The organism is Chryseobacterium sp. WLY505 (assembly GCF_030846215.1).
Taxonomy (GTDB): domain Bacteria; phylum Bacteroidota; class Bacteroidia; order Flavobacteriales; family Weeksellaceae; genus Chryseobacterium.
Map to the genome: position 1 here is coordinate 16,214 of NZ_JAVCWI010000018.1, position 17,777 is coordinate 33,990.

Annotated in this window: 12 protein-coding genes and 1 tRNA gene; 6 read left to right on the forward strand and 7 right to left on the reverse strand. The window is 36.6% G+C overall.

Annotated features, from left to right (window positions below; translation table 11 throughout):
* Positions 1–28: 28 nt before the first annotated feature.
* Positions 29–796, forward strand: coding sequence for a methyltransferase domain-containing protein (locus RAH34_RS21865; RefSeq protein ID WP_306597529.1), 768 nt, complete (start codon positions 29–31; stop codon positions 794–796).
* Between the two features lie 147 nt (positions 797–943).
* Here RAH34_RS21865 and RAH34_RS21870 read toward each other — a convergent pair whose 3' ends face one another.
* The gene (locus tag RAH34_RS21870) at positions 944–1,585 is read right to left on the reverse strand and encodes an NAD(P)-dependent oxidoreductase (RefSeq protein ID WP_306597530.1); all 642 of its coding nucleotides are present in this window, start codon (positions 1,583–1,585) and stop codon (positions 944–946) included.
* A 344-nt stretch (positions 1,586–1,929) separates the two neighbouring features.
* Here RAH34_RS21870 and RAH34_RS21875 point away from each other — a divergent pair, with 344 nt between their 5' ends.
* The 3 genes from RAH34_RS21875 to RAH34_RS21885 all read left to right on the forward strand — a co-directional run bounded on the left by RAH34_RS21875 (position 1,930) and on the right by RAH34_RS21885 (position 4,248).
* Positions 1,930–3,036, forward strand: a complete 1,107-nt coding sequence (locus RAH34_RS21875; protein WP_306597531.1) for an epoxide hydrolase family protein — start codon at positions 1,930–1,932, stop codon at positions 3,034–3,036.
* Between the two features lie 552 nt (positions 3,037–3,588).
* Positions 3,589–3,660: transfer RNA gene (locus RAH34_RS21880), tRNA-Arg, on the forward strand.
* Between the two features lie 276 nt (positions 3,661–3,936).
* Positions 3,937–4,248, forward strand: a complete 312-nt coding sequence (locus RAH34_RS21885) for a hypothetical protein (protein WP_306597532.1) — start codon at positions 3,937–3,939, stop codon at positions 4,246–4,248.
* Positions 4,249–4,408: 160 nt separating this feature from the next.
* On the opposite strand, the gene RAH34_RS21890 is transcribed toward RAH34_RS21885, so the two are convergent.
* From RAH34_RS21890 to RAH34_RS21905, 4 genes are all read right to left on the reverse strand, one after another.
* The gene (locus RAH34_RS21890) at positions 4,409–5,902 is read right to left on the reverse strand and encodes a hypothetical protein (RefSeq protein WP_306597533.1); all 1,494 of its coding nucleotides are present in this window, start codon (positions 5,900–5,902) and stop codon (positions 4,409–4,411) included.
* A 125-nt stretch (positions 5,903–6,027) separates the two neighbouring features.
* A complete protein-coding gene (locus RAH34_RS21895) occupies positions 6,028–6,186 on the reverse strand; it encodes a hypothetical protein (RefSeq protein WP_162800968.1) in 159 nt (52 codons plus the stop codon).
* A gap of 281 nt (positions 6,187–6,467) precedes the next feature.
* Positions 6,468–9,437, reverse strand: coding sequence for a response regulator (locus tag RAH34_RS21900; protein WP_306597534.1), 2,970 nt, complete (start codon positions 9,435–9,437; stop codon positions 6,468–6,470).
* Between the two features lie 222 nt (positions 9,438–9,659).
* The gene (locus tag RAH34_RS21905) at positions 9,660–10,793 is read right to left on the reverse strand and encodes a T9SS type A sorting domain-containing protein (RefSeq protein ID WP_306597535.1); all 1,134 of its coding nucleotides are present in this window, start codon (positions 10,791–10,793) and stop codon (positions 9,660–9,662) included.
* A gap of 1,129 nt (positions 10,794–11,922) precedes the next feature.
* Between RAH34_RS21905 and RAH34_RS21910 the strand changes: the two genes are divergently transcribed.
* Both RAH34_RS21910 and RAH34_RS21915 read left to right on the forward strand, forming a co-directional pair.
* The gene (locus tag RAH34_RS21910) at positions 11,923–12,948 is read left to right on the forward strand and encodes an NAD(P)-dependent alcohol dehydrogenase (RefSeq protein WP_306597536.1); all 1,026 of its coding nucleotides are present in this window, start codon (positions 11,923–11,925) and stop codon (positions 12,946–12,948) included.
* A gap of 230 nt (positions 12,949–13,178) precedes the next feature.
* Complete coding sequence (locus RAH34_RS21915) at positions 13,179–14,207, forward strand: LacI family DNA-binding transcriptional regulator (RefSeq protein ID WP_306597538.1); 1,029 nt, start codon at positions 13,179–13,181, stop codon at positions 14,205–14,207.
* A 434-nt stretch (positions 14,208–14,641) separates the two neighbouring features.
* Here RAH34_RS21915 and RAH34_RS21920 read toward each other — a convergent pair whose 3' ends face one another.
* Both RAH34_RS21920 and RAH34_RS21925 read right to left on the reverse strand, forming a co-directional pair.
* Positions 14,642–16,255 carry a UxaA family hydrolase gene (locus RAH34_RS21920; RefSeq protein ID WP_306597539.1) on the reverse strand — a complete coding sequence of 538 codons (1,614 nt, stop codon included), beginning with the start codon at positions 16,253–16,255 and terminating at the stop codon, positions 14,642–14,644.
* A gap of 5 nt (positions 16,256–16,260) precedes the next feature.
* Positions 16,261–17,724, reverse strand: a complete 1,464-nt coding sequence (locus RAH34_RS21925; RefSeq protein WP_306597540.1) for a tagaturonate reductase — start codon at positions 17,722–17,724, stop codon at positions 16,261–16,263.
* Positions 17,725–17,777 lie beyond the last annotated feature (53 nt).

Sequence of the window (17,777 nt, forward strand, 5' to 3'; positions counted from 1 at the left end):
TTATCAACCCACTACAAAATTATTATTTATGCCCTGGAATCCCGAATTATATGATCAATACAAAGATGTACGTTACAAACCCTTTTATGATTTAGCAGCGTTAATCAAGCCCGAAAACAATATTAAAGCTATTGATTTAGGCTGTGGAACCGGAGAACAGACCTCTATTCTTACGGAAAAACTCACAGGCTCTACATTCTTGGGAATAGATTCATCAGCAGAAATGCTTGAGAAATCAAAGAAGTTTGAAAAGGAAAATCTGCATTTTAAGCTTCAGACCATTGAAGAGACAGCACAGTCTGATCAGAAATGGGATCTTGTTTTCAGTAATGCCGCTTTACAGTGGGCTGATGATCACGAAACTTTATTTCCTAAAATCATTGGATTACTTTCACAGAATGGACAGTTAGCCATACAAATGCCCGTTCAGAAGGAAAATATCCTGAATCAGATTCTAACAGAAATGGCAGATGAAGAGCCTTACAAGTCGCAGTTAAATCATTTTAACCGTGATTCACCAGTGCTTTCAATGGACGATTATGCCCAGATATTATTTGATAACGGAATTCAGGATATTGAAATATTTCAGAAGGTCTACCCCATCATTGCAGATGATCACGAAGCCTTATACGCCTTTATTTCAGGTACAGCATTATTGCCTTATTTGGAGCGTCTGGAAGGAGAACAGAAAGAAAATTTCATCTCCGAATTTAAATCGCGTATCGCAAAAAGGTTTACAAAATATCCGGCTATCTGTGCATTCAAGCGCATCCTGATGTATGGACGTAAGAAATAGAAAATCTTAACACCCAATAAAAAACTGCCACAATTGTCATTCTGACGAAGGAAGAATCTCATTAATAACCAATGATATGAGATTTTTCATTACACTTCGTTTCATTCAGAATGACAAAACTGTGGCAGTTTCTTCTTTATATATTCTTTACTCTTTCACATTATACAAAAACGGACTTTTCCTGATATACTCAGAATCTTGAACCTGAGAAGCCAAAAATTCCGCCAGATCAGCAGCACTGATCCCTTCACCTTTGCAGTCTGTGAGGTTTGTTTCTATTGGAAATTTTTCCTCTGTAAGATGAATCAGAGGGAGTCTTACCAAAGTCCAGTCAAGATTGCTTTCCTGAAGAATTTCATATTCTTTTTGTTTATCCGTTGTGGTCTCAGGATAGTTCTGGTACATCCAGTCTGTAGCCATTTTTACGCTTTCATTTTTATGATCAGATGCTGTATTTACACTGAGACCAGTCGTCACAATATAACGCTTAATCCCATAATGATTCATTGTTTTGATGATATTTTTTGCAGCATCGGTGAATATAGACTTCTCACCTTTTGGCTGTCCTAAAGTACTCATCACAAGATCAGTTCCTTCAATCAATTGATCGATCGCTGTTGTATCCCTTGCATCTCCTTCTACCACTTCAATTAATGGATTTTGGAGAGTAAAATTCTCAGGATGTCTTAGTAAAAGTTTAAGGTGATATCCTTTCTCAAGAAGGTTTTGTACCAGATATTGTCCGGATTTTCCGGTTCCGCCGATGATGGCAATTTTATAGGTTTTCATAATGATTTTTTTAATTATTAATTATCAATAATCAATAGCAGATCAACCGCTGATGACTGTAGATACTGCAAATGACGTATTGTCTTTGCTTTTAGATATGATATAATAAAGATATTGGGTTCAGAAAATTGAACCTAAGATGTTCAGGTTAAAAAGAACCTGACGCATAGTAATATGTATTACGAGATTTTAATGAATTAAAGTTACCTATTTTTCATCATTAAAAAATCAAAAATTTATGATTTTGACAACACATATTAAAAGAGAAAGTTTTTAACTTTGATAACTAACTTACTATCAATACATTCCGTCCAATCCACTTTACACCAATAAAATATCATAATATGGAACCCTTTACAGTAAACATCCCTGAATCGGTTATCACTGATCTCAAAAACCGTCTGCAAAATACCCGCTGGCCGGGAGAACCTGAAGGCTCCGGTTGGAACTACGGAACCAACGAGGCCTACCTGAAAAAACTTGTCCAATACTGGATCAATGATTACGACTGGAAGATGCACGAACAGCAATTGAATCAGCATCCACAGTATATCACCCGGATTGACGGAATTTTAATTCACTTTCAATACATCAGAGGAAAAGGCTCAAATCCTAAACCGCTGATCCTTACGCATGGCTGGCCAGACAGCTATTACCGCTTTCATAAAATTATTCCACTGCTTACGGAAGGTGAACAGAGCTTTGATCTTGTTATTCCTTCCATTCCTGGGTTTGGCTTTTCTGATAAAACAGCGGTCAGCAGTGAGAAGGTGGCAGATCTGTGGAAAAAACTGATGACTGAAGTGCTTGGCTATGAAAAATTCTGTGCTGCGGGAGGAGATATCGGAATGGGAGTCGTAAAAGCATTGACTTCAAAATACCCTGAAGTACTGGAATCCGTTCACCTTACAGATGTCGGCTATCCTACCGGCCAGGAAGATTTCACAACAATGAGTGAAGAGGAACAGAAATTCGCACAGTTTGTTCAGCAATGGTGGTACAGTGAAGGTGCTTATGCTATGGTACAGTCTACCAAGCCTCAATCGCTGGCCTATGGTCTCAATGACTCTCCTGTCGGGCTGGCAGCCTGGATCATAAGCTTTACCAATGCAGGCGCACCACCTGAACTGATTGAAGCAGCATTCGGAGGAAAAGATGAACTCCTTACTAATATTATGATCTATTGGGTAACACAAACCATAGGATCTTCTGCCAGAATGTACAAAGAAGATGCAGCAGCTTTATGGAGCGGTGGACAGGTTCATCAAAAAAGCAATGTTCCTGCAGGAGTACTTGTATTTCCCCGTGAGGCTCAGTTTCCCAAAGAATGGGCAGAACGTTTTGTGAACGTCACCAGCTTTAAAAAGATGAATGAAGGTGGTCATTTTGCCGCCCTGGAATTACCTTATATATTTGCAGATGAACTGAGATCATTCTTTTATTCTGTATGATGGAATAGTTTTTCATGAAGAAATATTATATGACTATTGATGGAAATATGAATAAAAAAGTGACATGTGAAGAGGAAAGAACGCTGAATGATTTTGTCTTAAAATATCTTTCTGAACAGTAATTTTAGAAAGCTCCGCAAGTTATCCACATTTTTTTGTGGATAACTTGTGAATTTTAACATTTAATTCATATTTCGTATTAAAATAATTACTACATTTACTATGTAATAAACATCGAAGTGGAAACTTTATTTGCTTTTCTTACTACTCTTGAAATTGCAATTAAATTTGAAATAAAAATTTAAGCACAGCATTGTCGGCTGTGCTTTTTATTGTTGTCTAATTAAAAAAATGAGATGTATTTATCTACTGGATCTGCCTCTAAAGGGCAGATTCTTTTATCCATATCCCCTTTTAAATAAAGCTTTCTGAAAATTACACTTATTCAACTCAATAAAAAAATTGTCTCAAGTATCTCTGGTTCTCTGTGCGATAATACGTACACCCAACACTTTGCTGCATTTAAAATTTGTAATTTTATGATTCAAACCTGGCCCCGTAGTTCAATGGATAGAATAGAAGTTTCCTAAACTTTAGATCCAGGTTCGATTCCCGGCGGGGCCACAAATGCTGTCCGTCACAATCTGACTGCCTGTTTATTATTTAAAATCATCATGGTCATTTAACCATTTTTCCAGGAACATGTATAACTTTTACACAGTACATGTGGTACCTTTAAGTTGTGGCATCTGCTTACACTTTCTACTAAATATATTAATGTCTTTTTATTATCATTTCAAATCCATCTTCAAGATCTGTACTATTATGATCGTGCTCATATCATTACTAATGTTAAATTTCGAAATTTGATTTTCGACTCATTCACCAATACAATATTTTATGAAAAAATTATTTTTATCAATAACAGCAGCAGGTTTTATTATTTCGGCCTGTACAAAAAAAGAGACAACAAATAATGTGTCTGTTAACGACTCCGCTTACTCCCAGAAAAATCACTCAGATACTGCAGTTTCAACAGGCGGGGATACTCAAAGCATTACAACAAGCAATGACAGTATTAATACAAAGACTCATGTCGGAGGAAGAAAAACCAGTAATAATAATACGGGTAATGGTACGGGCAATATCAATGCTGCAGTTTCAGACAGTGCACATAACCTGCACGGAAGATCCCGAAATGTAAACAAATAGGAATTGGAATACAATTACGTTTACATAGCATAACCGATATAAAAAATGTTTTTTATATCGGTTATGCTGAACCATTCAAGAGAATTACATTTTTAACCGTGCGGTTATATTTTTTAACCCTCTAAATGGTGTGTATCATTAAGTTCAGAAAATAATACAATTATTTAATTGTTATTGTCATATTAGGTACTACGATATCCCCTGTTATTCCTGTATAACGTTGTGCAAATATTTCAATATAATCGTTGGTGGATAATTCGGTTGTACCGTTGATAGGTACTACCACAATATCATTTATAGCAGCTCCTCGTCCATATACTTTATACTGGCTGATTGCAGTTCCGTTTTTTGCGATATAGATAATATAAGTTCCGGCTGCAGGTACCTGGAATGACACAGAACCTGTTACCTGGAAAATTCTTTTCTTTTTCCCAACGTACTTTAGTCTGTTAGGAACCCCATCCGTAGTAAATCTGAAAAGATTTGAAGAAGTAGAAACAGATGAAGCAGTACCGATTTTTACAATATTGCTGGGATTAGAACTGTTAAAGCTTACACCTATTCCCGTCCCCACCGTATAATCTACTGAAAAATCTCCGACTGCATTAGTATCCGCTTCAGTAGGAAGTCCTGCTGCTCTTACCGTCCAGCTATTATTAAAATTATATCCTGAATACGTTCCTGTAGTATAAGGCTTTACATATCCTGCTGTATTGGTTCCTGTAAATACAACGGATTCTATCACCGCATCTCCTGTAATGGTAAGTCCGATTGTTGACACATCAAAACCGATGGCAGAGCCATTGACCTGGCTGAATCCTCCCTGTTTTTCAACCGATGTAAAGGTTCCCGTAAGCTTTTCATAGGTCCCTGAATTATTAGCCGCCCATCCCATATTGCTGAGAAGCAGCTGTCCGATATTGTTATAGGTAATACCATTGCTGTTTCCAACAAACTGGATAATACTAAGAAACACCAGTCCAAGCCCGGAAATGATTCCCACATTGCTCGAGTTTGCTACTACACTATCTCTGAAGATAAGGTTCTGGGTAGCAGTACCTGATATATTAAAAACATTTCCGGATGCTGCACTAAGGGTAACGCTCTTAATACTGCCACCTGTAGATCCTTCAAAAATATTTCCGGTGGTCCTGACAATAATATCATTATTCGTATCAAGCCCATGTATATAAGCATTATTAAGCTCTATCGGTTTGTCAAAAACTATCTGTCCATTAATTTCATATAATGTATCAGCATTCAAAAGGTACTTTGCCCCTCCTCCTGCACTTAGCTCCGCTGCGAGTACCGTAGCTAAAACATCAGTAGACTTTATGAGTTTAAAATTTAATCTTTCGGAGGTATTAGTTCCAACAGGATACCACGCTGCAGTATTAGCAGCATAATAATAAAGCAATTTGAGAGTAGTATCGTACACGATTAATCCATCCGCAGGCGAAACAATTGCAATCCTCTGAGATGTTGTCAGACGGGGAGGCAGAAGTCCGCGGGTTGTGGAATTAAGATCTAAAATAGAGCTAGGGTGAGGAGTTGTTGTATTGATCCCAACCTGCCCTCTAACTAAAAATACAGTAAGGAAAGCCATTAACACAATAAAAAGTTTTCCTGTAAAAGAAATTGTTTGCGTTTTCATATTAAAAGATTTTGGTGTTTTGGTGTTGTAACAGTGGATGTTCATGGATACGGTTCACCGGGATAACACTAATTTTGTGTTATCCAAGTGGTATCCTAAGTAAGAATCAGTAAATCAATAAGAGTCTACAGTACTGTATACTTTTCGTAAAACGGCGTAATCCTGGTTCTGACAATAATTAAACAAACCAGATCATTGGAAACCAAACAGGATATGGTCATCGTTTTATACCATTTGTAGATCATAACTGTAATCCATCTGCCTTTATCGATCAGTCTATACATCTTTTTCTTAAAGTACATTATGACAATGTCCTTCCTTTTGCCTTTTAGTGAAAATAAGTCTATCATAATCTTTGGTAATTTTTAGTTTCACAAATTTTTATGTTGTCCTTATTTCATGGATAGTTTTATTATTCCAAATATGGTGAAATAATAAAAATCTTCTTATGACGCGAATCATAAAAGTCTTAGGTAGCTGCTTTTTATTAATTAAATAATATCATGACTACATTCAAAATATATTGTCATCTAATTAACAAAAGAAATCGGGCACTATTTTTTCATCAATTCTGGACACTAATATATTTTTTGAGTACTTCAATAAGGTCTGCCTTTCTTACAGGTTTGGGAAGAAAATCATTCATTCCTGCTTCAAGGCACCTTTCTTTTTCTCCGAGAACATTTCCGGCTGTAACGCCGATGATAGGTATATGTTCATATCCCGGCAGCATTCTGATATTTTGTGTAGCCTCAATACCGCTCATTATCGGCATCTGCACATCCATCAAGATAATGGAAAACTGCTTTTTCCTGCATTCCTCCAAAGCCTGCAGCCCATTGACCGCTTCCGTTAGTTGTATACCGGGAGCAATAGCCTTCACCATTCTATTATTCAGGACCATATTCACAACATTATCATCAACCAAAAGCACTTCTAATTCCGGGGCAATTAAATGCGAAACTTTTTCAGACTGATCCTTACTAATTTCTACGGTATAACTTCGATCTACTTTTTTTAAGGTTTTGTACAGTTCATGTGATTTGATAGGTTTCAACAATAAATGTGCATTTTGTATTTTCCTCACCGAGGTAAATATGCTCAGTTCTTCAGAAGAAGAAGAAAGTATTATAAATGGAGCAGTCTCTTTTCGCTGATTGAATAGCCCTGTCATTTTATCAATTGTTTCCAATCCGGACATCAGAGGCATATGATAATCCATCAGAATCACATCGAACCGTTCTCCTTTCAACAAGATTTCTAATGCTTCCATCCCATTAGAAGCCAAGGTGGATTTGATATTCTTATAGCTAAGCATGTGCTCAAGAATGATCCTGTTGGTTTCATTATCATCAACCACCAGGGCTGTTTTAATAGTAATTTCATCCTCCTCTTTCAATTGAGAGATCTCGTAAGGAATCTCAATGTCAAAGAAAAATACAGAACCTTTTTCCTTTGTGCTGCTCAAGGACAAATGGCTTCCCATATATCCAAGGATATTGTTCGAAATAGTAAGCCCCAGACCCGTGCCACCATATTGTTTACTGATGGAACTGTTTTCCTGCGTAAAGGCATCAAAAATGTATTTCTGTTTTTCAACAGGGATTCCGATCCCTGTATCTCTAACTGAGAAACGCAAAGTAACAGTATTATCATCCATGCGCAATTTCTCTACTTTTAGCTCGATCTCTCCCTTTTCTGTGAATTTCACAGCATTCCCAAGAAGATTGATCAAGATCTGTTTTAACCTTGCTTCATCCATAAAAAGTATTTTTGGAAGGCCCGGTTCAATATTGAGAAGAAGTTCAATGTTTTTTTTCTGGGATTGATAAATGATAACATTGATAACCTGACTCAACATATCGTAAACATCACATTTTTCAATCAAAAGTTCCATTTTTCCGGATTCTATTTTAGAAAAATCCAATATATCATTGATGATACTGAGCAGGTTTTCCCCTGATTCATTGATATAATTCAGATATTGCATCTGTATTTCATTCAGTGGTGTCGTGAGGAGAAGATCTGAAAAACCAATGACTCCGTTTAAAGGAGTCCTGATCTCATGACTCATATTGGCAAGAAATTCGGATTTTGCTTTGCTGGCTATATCTGCTGTTTCCTTGGCATTTTTCAGTTCTTCATTTATCTTTACAGCATTTGTAATATTCTGTATGGAAATAATTACTCCCCCTACTTCATCTTTTGTAAGATACCATGGACCGACTTTAAGGTCATAATGCTGAATTTGTTCTTTTCCTTCTACCTTTAGCGTATAGTCACCGTTGATATACGTTTTTCCCAACAGCGCATTGTCATAAATCTCTTTTCTTTCTTTAGGAATATTAGTGGATATCGTGAAAAGATTATGACCAATAAGATCTACATTATTCATACTAAATTCCTCTTTCCACTTGTTGCTTACAGCAACATAGTTAAGGTCTTTATCAAACATAGCCAAAGGAACAGGAACATCAGTGGCAAAAGACTGCATGATAGCCTCCTTCCGGGTAACCTCCAGAAACATCTTTTTGAAAGCATCGATGTCCTGAATGATTCCGAAAACCCTTTTGCAGCTATCACCTTCAAATTCGGGAATCCCTTTTACTCTTACCCAGATCATTACGCCATCATTACGCAAAAGCTGGAGCTCCTCATCAAAAGTAATTCCTTGTTGTATTGCCCTGTTAAAAAGGTATTTTATTCTCTCTCCGCTCTTCCCTTTGTAAAATTCAAGGGCACTGTCGAAAGTCGGCTCGAAATCATCTTTCAGTTTGTGAATTTCTCTTGTACTTTGAGACCAGAAGAGCTTTCCGGTCTTCATATTGGCTTCCCAACCTCCTACTTGGGCTACTAAGCTTGTTTCCTCAAGCATTTCCTTAGTGTTAAACAGATCTTTTTCCAACTTCCCACGACGGATAAGGTCAGATTTTAGTTGTATATAAACAAAAATTGTTACCCCAATGGCGGCCATGGCAGAAAAAACGATGAACAACACGGTCAACTCGGAAGACTTGTTCAGATCTTCATTTTTTATGGCAAGTTGAGCTTCCTCCTGTTTTACAAATTTCTGAACGAGCGTGCGGCATCTGTCCATAGCCTCCTTGTTTTGTACAAGTTCTTCCGGACTCATCACTATTCCTTTTTTACGATTCTCAATAAGCAATGCATATTCCTTCATCATCATTTCTGAAGTATGCAGCAATTCATTGAGGACATTAATCTGGTCTTTATCTCTAAGATGAAGTCTACCTCTATCAGAAACAAGCATCGGATATTCACTCCTGCTTTTATTGAAAGGTTCAAGAAAATTTTCTCTTCCGGTAAGCTGATAGCCCCGGTTTCCCGTTTCAGCATTTAAAAGAGTGCTTAAGATATCTTTTGCTAAGCTTATAGATTCCTTATTTTTTAGTAAGTCTTTCCTATTCTCCATCTGCTTATGGATGCTGATATAAGATGCTATGGAACTAGCAATCAGAAGCATCAAAGAAATCACTACTCCAATTTTGAGATTTCTTATAATTTTTTTTGGCATTTAATCGTATTTTGGCAATAAAATACTAAAAATAGGTCATTTTATAATATTAACAAATTAATTTAGAAATTTGTCAGGAGATATTTGAATAGGAGTACACTATGGCAACTTTCATCATTGACTTTTACCACAAGCTATAAAAAATCCCCGGATCTCTCCGGGGATAAAATCAAATCAATTATAACACAAAAATATGCTATTTTGTATTAACAGACATTACTATTAAATTATTTTAATCGCTTTCAACGTTTGTTTGGAGCCATCTTTTTTTTGCAACGTAATTAAATATGTTCCTTGCTTTAACTCTCCTAAATAAAGAACAGAATCAGGCTTGTCTATAGTTTTAATCAGCTTCCCTGACATATCATAAATCAACACTGACTTTATATTTGTGATATCAGAAATATGTAAAACATCTTTGAATGGATTGGGATATAATTTAACAGAGTTGTTTGCTTTTGAACCTGAAGTCTCACTAGTTGCCAATGAAGCTTCTTTAGTAATCTCAATAGTGAAATTCCCTTCTGTATGATCAATAGAGTCACCATAATAACCAACATTTACATAGTAGGTAGTTCCGGCTATTGTAGGAATAGTGATCGTTTCGACACTTCCCTCTTCATCATCATTATCTGCTGTTCCTGCACATACAAGAGCAGTACACGCCCCAGTATATACTCCTATCTGATGATCCCAGTCAGACATAGCAGTGGCTTTAATAGTTGTATTATTTCCATCTCCTGTAAAAGAATACCAAAGACCATCATTCATTCCATCTGAACAAGCAGTTATCAAGCCATCGTTGGCAGCATAAATACCATTGATTTGAGGCCATGCATAGGGCAATTGAGTAACCTTCGTAGCTGTTGAACATTTATCATTAGTGGGTGCAAGAAATACGTCCACCTTGCTTATTTCTATTTTGAAATTTCCTTCCGGTGAGTCTGTGCCCCCGGAATATTGACCTACATTTACATAATAGATGGTTCCCGGTACAGTAGAAATGGTAAGTGTTTCAACTTTTCCCACGCCTTTTCCTTCACTATTTGCTGTTCCACTGCATACCAGATCAGTACAACTCCCTGTATATATCCCAATCTGATGATTCCAATCTGAGATAGTAGTGGCTTTAATACTTACATAACCTCCATCACCTGTAAAAGAATACCAAAGTCCATCATTCATTCCATCTGTACAAGCAGTTACAAATCCATCATTTGGAGATGTTACCCCGTCTGTCTGATCAAAGGTATAAGGCAATTGCAAGACCTGGGTGGCCGTTGAACAGGTATTGTTAGTTTGCCCAAAGCTTAAACATGAAAATGCTAAAAGAAGTAGAAAATACGTTTTTTTCATTCTGAGATAATTTTTAATTGATTTATCAATTAATAAACAGTGCGTTTCATCAGGTACCTTTTATGATGGGGCAAATCTACAATGACAAATCAGCTAATAACGAAACAATTCTGTAGATATAAATTATAGCTCTGTAGATTTTAATGGTGCTTTTTGTCAAATTAATTTAGGATATGTTTATGTGATACAGTACCTCAAAAAGTATTATTGGAACATTGACAAGACTTTACAACAAAAAAATCCCCGGATCTCTCCGGGGATACAACCAAATGAATTATAACATGAAAAAATGTTATTTTTTATTATCGGATCGATTAATTTTAAATGATTAAATCGGGTTCAACATTTGTTTTAAAGCCATCGTTTTGCTGAAAAGTAATTGATGATACTCCTCACTTCAGATCTCCTTACTTAAGATCAGAATCAAACTGATCTATAAGCTTTCCAGAATATCATACATTGAAATGACCAGACATAAGCTGTGAGTGTTTACCAGTACTTCTTCTGATTTAGCAAATCTACAGTGATCATTAATGAAGTAACAAAACAATCCTGTAGATATAAAATTGCATTTGTGTAGATTTTGTTTGTCCTATTTTTCAATATGTATTGAAGTGGATCTATATTGTTGAACTTTGACTTTGGTTTGTTTTAACCGATAACATTGTCATTTGTAATTCTGAAACTTTTTTCTGATTTTGCTTCCGCTGCTATTTAATCAATAAAAATAAAGTGTTGAAATCTTCTGTATTAGATTGGTGGAATGTATGAAATAGGAGAATAAAACTGATACTTAAAAAATTATAATCAATACACTATAGAAGAATACCTTTTCAATTTCCCCACAAAAAAAACCTCCCGAATCACTGAGAGGTTATACTGTAATTTGTCAGAAATATGAAATTTTCAATGCTCAAATATAATTAAGTGTTCACTCCATCGGATATGATCTGAATCATATGCCGTTATAAAATGATTAGAAGTTTTTTTAATTTAACAATTCTCAAGCGAATGACATCAAAATATACTCCTTAATTCACTGACATATATTAGTTTATTATAATAGAAATCAATCGATATTTAGAATCATTTTTCGTATTTTTAAGGTATAAGTTTAAAATAATCAATTATGAAAGCAGTACGTTTTTTCGGGCACAAAGATGTCCGTGTGGTCAATGATATGGAAAAACCCAGTCCTAAAGGTGATGAAGTCTTATTAAAAATTGGAGGAGCAGGGGTTTGCCATTCAGATCTTCATATTATTGATGAAGGAACTGTAGGAGGTTCAGTATTCACATTAGGTCATGAAAATGCCGGCTGGATCGAAGAAGCAGGCCCGGATGTGAAAGGCTATAAAAAAGGAGATGCCGTTCTCGTGTATGGTCCGTGGGGATGTGGCCATTGTAAACCCTGTCAGCAATCTAAAGAAAACTATTGTGACCATCAGTCTGAAATGGCTTATGGAGGTGGTTTGGGATTAGACGGAGGGATGGCCGAGTATATGCTTGTACCTTCTTCAAGATTATTGGTTCCTATTTATGATCTGGATCCTGTGATTGCCGCTCCGCTTACTGATGCAGCTTTGACTCCTTACTCTGCGATTAAAAGATCGTTGTCTAAATTAACCCCTGATGAATACGTTGTAGTAATTGGTGTAGGAGGACTTGGACATGTTGCTCTTCAGATCCTTAAAGAAATCAGTGGCAGTACCATCATTGCCTGTGATGTAACGGATGAAAAACTGGCTTTTGCCAAAGAATTGGGAGCTACATTTACTGTCAACTCAAAAGATGCCGATGCTGCGGAGCAGATTCAGAAAATTACAGGCATTAAAAAAGCTAAAGTGGTCATTGATTTTGTAGGAGCAACATCCACCATTGAACTTGGAACTAAAATTGTGAGTCTGGATGGTGATCTTACTATTGTTGGATTGGGTGGCGGCCATTATCAGTATAGCATGTCCGGGCTTCCATTTGGAGTGAGCATGACGAATCCTTATTGGGGATCACGAGTTGAGCTTATGGAAGTGGTAGGCTTGGCAAGACAGAAAAAAATTCATATTGAAATTGAAAAATATAATCTGGATCAGGCCAATGAAGTTTATGACCGAATGAGAAACGGAAAGATCAAAGGAAGAGCTGTTTTGATTCCATAATAAAATGAAAATAGAATATACAGCCGGAAGTAGTTTTACTTTCGGCTTTTCTATTACCTAGTATTCACTCAATCAGATATTTAAATCCAATTAAACCAGAACAGATCTGAAATATGCAAAAAAGGAATTTAAAATGCATCTTTTTCCTTTCAAATAGCTATAATTTGATTAAATTTACGTCAATAACGTCTGCTGTTCAGACCTCATAAAAACGCTCAGAAAAAATCAGTATGAATAAGAAAAGTGCCACAATCTATGATATTTCCAATAAGCTCAACGTAAGTGTGGCAACTGTTTCAAGAGCATTGAATGACCACCCGCGAATAAGCGAGGCTACCAAAGAGCTGGTTCGCAAAACGGCCAAGGAAATGAACTATAAGCAGAACAACCTTGCCAAAGCTTTAAAAAGCGGTGAAACCAAAAACGTAGGAATCATTGTTCCGTATATCAATACCAATTTCTTTTCATCGGTGATCAGAGGAATTGAGGAAGAACTTTCCCCACTCGGCTATCATGTGATCATCTGTCAGAGCCACGAAGATGTAAATATTGAAAAAAGACAGCTTAATACGTTGCTGAATGCTCAGGTAGATGGTATTTTTATGTCTGTTTCCAAAACAACAACAGACATCAGCCATATCCAAAGCATTATAGATACTTCCAATACACCGGTTATCTTTTTTGACCGTAAAAAAGATATTTCAGGGATTAGCACGGTAACTATTGATGATTATCGAGGCGGATATATGGCAACGGAGCATCTCATCAAGGAAGGTTATAAAAATATATGCCATTTTGCTGGAGATCTTAACCTTGAAATTTATCAGAACCGTCTTAACGGGTATAAACAGGCTTTAGCAGATCATCACCTTCCTGTAAAAGAGGATAATATCATTTTTACAGGCAGTTCTATTGAAGAAGGCACAGAAGCTATCAAAAAACTTTGGAGTAAAAAATCTGTTCCCGATGCTATATTTTCGTCCAGTGATTTTGCCGCGTTAGGTGCCTGCCAGGAATTGAAAAAACGAAACATCAAAATCCCTCAGGAGGTGGCTATCATCGGATTTTCCAATGAGCCTTTTACCCAATTTATGGAACTTCCGATCAGTTCTGTTGACCAAACGCCTGTATTGATGGGAAAAATGGCGGGACAGGTATTTTTAGAAAGCGTCAAAGAAAACGGTTCCGGAGTTTCTATTGAGAAAAAGGTGGTGCTTACGCCACAGCTTTATATCAGGAAGTCTTCTAAGAGAAAATAGTATTTCTGTTTACGTAAGCCATCAACAGCCTGTTTGTCATTCTGACGAAGGAACAATCTAAAATATATTCTATTTATAAGTTTTGGCTAAAGCCAATGATGATATTTCTTTTCATTAAACGGGCTAAAGCCCGTTCCTATTGATGTAAAATTACTGTGTCAACTAGTGTACTCCTTTAAGATATGCCACACAAGCCACCAACAACCTGTTTGTCATTCTGACGAAGGAAGAATCTAAATTATTCTATATTTAAGTTTTGGCTAAAGCCAATGATCGTATTTATTTTCATTAAACGGGCTTCCTTCGACTACGCTCAGGATAGTAGCCCATTCCTATTGATGTAAATGTTAGCGGTTCTTATATTAAAGAAAATGCCTCCTACCATGTAGAAAGCATTTTCATCCCTAATTAATATTTATAATTAAAAAAACATTTTATAAACTAACTCCTCTTCTCCAGGGAATAAAATCGTTTTGATTTAAAATGGCAGCTTTGGTCTTTATTTCTCCGCTGGCTACTTTGATGATGTATTCCAGCAGCTCTTCTGCTTTTTCGTCAATTGTCTTTTCCCCTGTAATCACATCTCCCGTGTTGAAATCGATAATATCAGGCATTCTTTCTGAAAGTGAAGTATTGGATGATATTTTCACTACAGGAACGACAGGATTTCCGGTAGGAGTTCCAAGGCCTGTTGTAAATAGTACGATATTGGAGCCCGAGCCAACCAAAGCTGTTGTACACTCTACGTCGTTTCCTGGTGTGCACAATAAATTCAATCCCGGTTTATTAATATATTCCGTAAAATCAAGAACATCATTGATAGGCGATGAACCTCCTTTTTTAGCCGCTCCTGCAGATTTCATGGCATCAGTGATCAATCCATCTTTAATATTCCCCGGTGACGGATTCATATCAAAACCAGATCCTGCAGCAACGACTGATTCTTCAAAGTCTTTCATCAACTGTAAAAATCTTTCTGCATCTTTTTCATTCACGCAACGGTTCACCAGCTCCTGCTCTACTCCACATAGTTCCGGGAATTCTGAAAGAATAGTTGCACCGCCAATTCCTGCCATTAAATCTGACAGCTGCCCCAAAACCGGATTGGCAGAAATTCCTGAAAAGCCATCCGAACCACCACATTCTAATCCTAATACCAGTTTTGAAATGGGTGCCGGTTTTCTTTGAATTTCATTCGCTTTCTTAATCGCTTCATAAGAATCTTTGATGATCCCGCTCAGCATTTCATCTACTGTTCCGGATTTTTGCTGTTCATACACAATAATCGGTTTTTTATTCTCAGGACTGATCTTTTCCAAAGCATCTTTGAAAATCTGAACCTGAAGATTCTGACAACCGAGACTCAAAACAGTTGCTCCGGCTACATTCGGGTTATTAACATATCCTGCCAATAAACGTCCCAAAGCTTCAGCGTCCTGACGAATTCCGCCACAGCCGCCCTGATGAGTGATGAATTTAACTTCAATATTTTTAAATATACGCCCATCCTGATCTTCTTCAGCAATGATTTCCGTATCTGAATTATTGACCAGAGATCTCAGCAAAAGCTGATGTTTTGTCACTTTTTCGAATAAGAGTTCTTTTTCAAAAACCTCTTTCAAAATCTCCACATTCCTGTTTTCACAAAAAACCAAAGGAAAAAACAGCCATACATTTTCTGTTCCTACCTGTCCGTCTTCTCTGTGATATCCCATGAATGTTCTGTTTTTCCACTCCTCTACATTTGGAGCTGTCCAGGCAGTTGTTTCTGTTTTACCTTTTACTTTTGCGCTTTGATGTTTTACGTTTTCTGTCGTGATAACTTCACCTTTTTGAATCGGCTGGCTGGCTTTTCCTACCAAAACACCGTACATGATAATGGCATCACCTTCCGAAAGCTCTTCCGTGACAAATTTATGCTTGGCCTTCGTGTCTTTTATGATTTCATAGGTCAAATGATCCAAAGTAACCGTTTCACCCTGATAAAGATCAACCAGAGCTACGGCAACATTATCTTTGGGATTTACCTTCAATACTTTCTTCTGCATAATCTTTAAGAATAGAATTGAACAAAATGGTGATACGCTGTTTCTGCATCGTGATGATCAATTTCCCACAAAGCTTTTGCTACAGCGTCTTTCAAGCCTTCAACTTCTGTCAGATCCATATCCCAGAAAGAAGTTTCAGTTAAGGCAAATTCTGCTACTTTTTCATAATCATTGTTTACCCAGATTTCTTTGAAACGTTCAGTAATTGTCTGCTCATCATTCAATGGAAGTGCTTTGCCTTCAAAATTCCCCTGATAGAATCTGATGAGAGCCGCTAAAGAGAAAGTTAGATTAAGCGGTAATTTTTGATTAGTTTCCACATATTTCAATAAACTTGGCAGGACTCTTACTTTAAATTTAGATACGAAATATAAAGCGATACTTGCCAGATGATGTTTAATAAAAGGATTTCTAAATCTGTCGAAAACTTCTTCTGCAAAATCTTTCAATTCATTCTCATCCAATCCTAAAGTTGGATTGACTTCATTGAAAATGGTATCTTTTAAAAACTTCCCGATGAAAAGATTATCAATGGATTCTTTTACCGTTTCTTTTCCTGATAAAATGGCTGGAGCCAGCATCAAAGTATGCCCACCATTCAGAATTCTTACTTTTCTGACACGATACGGCTGAATATCATCTACCACCAGAATCTGTTCATTAATTTGATCAAAAGGAATTCTTTCATTTAAATTTTTAGCATCCTGAATGACAAAAAGTAAAAACACTTCAGAAACCACCATCATCCGGTCTTCATAATCCAACTGCTCTTCATAGGTTTCTGCATCGTCTTTTGGATAACCAGGAACAATCCTGTCTACCAATGTATTATGAAAACAATTAGATTGTTCAATCCATTGCACAAAACCCTCTTCTAAATTCCAGTGTTGGGCATATTGAAGGATGATATTTTTTAAAGCTAAAGCATTGTCTTCAATCAGTTCACAAGGAATGATTCTCAAACCTTTTTCCGGTGAACCATTGAAATGCTTAAATCTTTCGTATAATAAAACCGTCAGTTTTGCCGGAAAATTCTTGTGTGGTCCGGCATGATAGTTTTCGGTTTCATCATAAGCAATCCCGGTTTCTGTGGTATTGGAAAAGATAAATTCCAATTCTTCTTCTTTTGCTAAAGCGAGGAATTCGTCATATTGTGTATAAGGATTGATGGACTTCTGAATGGAAGAAATCACCCGTTTTTCATCAATAATTTCACCTCTTTTTATTCCTCTCGTAAAAAGAGTGTATAGATTATCCTGCTCTTCAAGCTTGTGAACAGAACCTCCCGGTGTAGGCTGTACATTCACAATTCCTGCATTGAAATCTGTCTTTTTATTTAACTGATCTATAATATAATCTGTAAATCCTCTCATGAAGTTCCCGCCTCCAAACTGTATTATTTTAATAGGAAGCTTTTCCTGAGAATCATAGAATTCACGATTGAGTTTTTGTTTTATCTGATTTTCCATTTTTTCTAATCTTACTATATTTTTGAGTTGTAACGCAATGTCTGCAAAGACCT

Bases quoted from the DNA above. Each gene is read 5' to 3' on its own strand.
- RAH34_RS21890 (WP_306597533.1), bottom strand. From the start codon at position 5,902: ATGAAAACGCAAACAATTTCTTTTACAGGAAAACTTTTTATTGTGTTA.
- RAH34_RS21910 (WP_306597536.1), top strand. From the start codon at position 11,923: ATGAAAGCAGTACGTTTTTTCGGGCACAAAGATGTCCGTGTGGTCAAT.
- RAH34_RS21895 (WP_162800968.1), bottom strand. From the start codon at position 6,186: ATGTATAGACTGATCGATAAAGGCAGATGGATTACAGTTATGATCTAC.
- RAH34_RS21870 (WP_306597530.1), bottom strand. From the start codon at position 1,585: ATGAAAACCTATAAAATTGCCATCATCGGCGGAACCGGAAAATCCGGA.
- RAH34_RS21925 (WP_306597540.1), bottom strand. From the start codon at position 17,724: ATGGAAAATCAGATAAAACAAAAACTCAATCGTGAATTCTATGATTCT.
- RAH34_RS21920 (WP_306597539.1), bottom strand. From the start codon at position 16,255: ATGCAGAAGAAAGTATTGAAGGTAAATCCCAAAGATAATGTTGCCGTA.
- RAH34_RS21905 (WP_306597535.1), bottom strand. From the start codon at position 10,793: ATGAAAAAAACGTATTTTCTACTTCTTTTAGCATTTTCATGTTTAAGC.
- RAH34_RS21915 (WP_306597538.1), top strand. From the start codon at position 13,179: ATGAATAAGAAAAGTGCCACAATCTATGATATTTCCAATAAGCTCAAC.
- RAH34_RS21900 (WP_306597534.1), bottom strand. From the start codon at position 9,437: ATGCCAAAAAAAATTATAAGAAATCTCAAAATTGGAGTAGTGATTTCT.
- RAH34_RS21875 (WP_306597531.1), top strand. From the start codon at position 1,930: ATGGAACCCTTTACAGTAAACATCCCTGAATCGGTTATCACTGATCTC.
- RAH34_RS21865 (WP_306597529.1), top strand. From the start codon at position 29: ATGCCCTGGAATCCCGAATTATATGATCAATACAAAGATGTACGTTAC.
- RAH34_RS21885 (WP_306597532.1), top strand. From the start codon at position 3,937: ATGAAAAAATTATTTTTATCAATAACAGCAGCAGGTTTTATTATTTCG.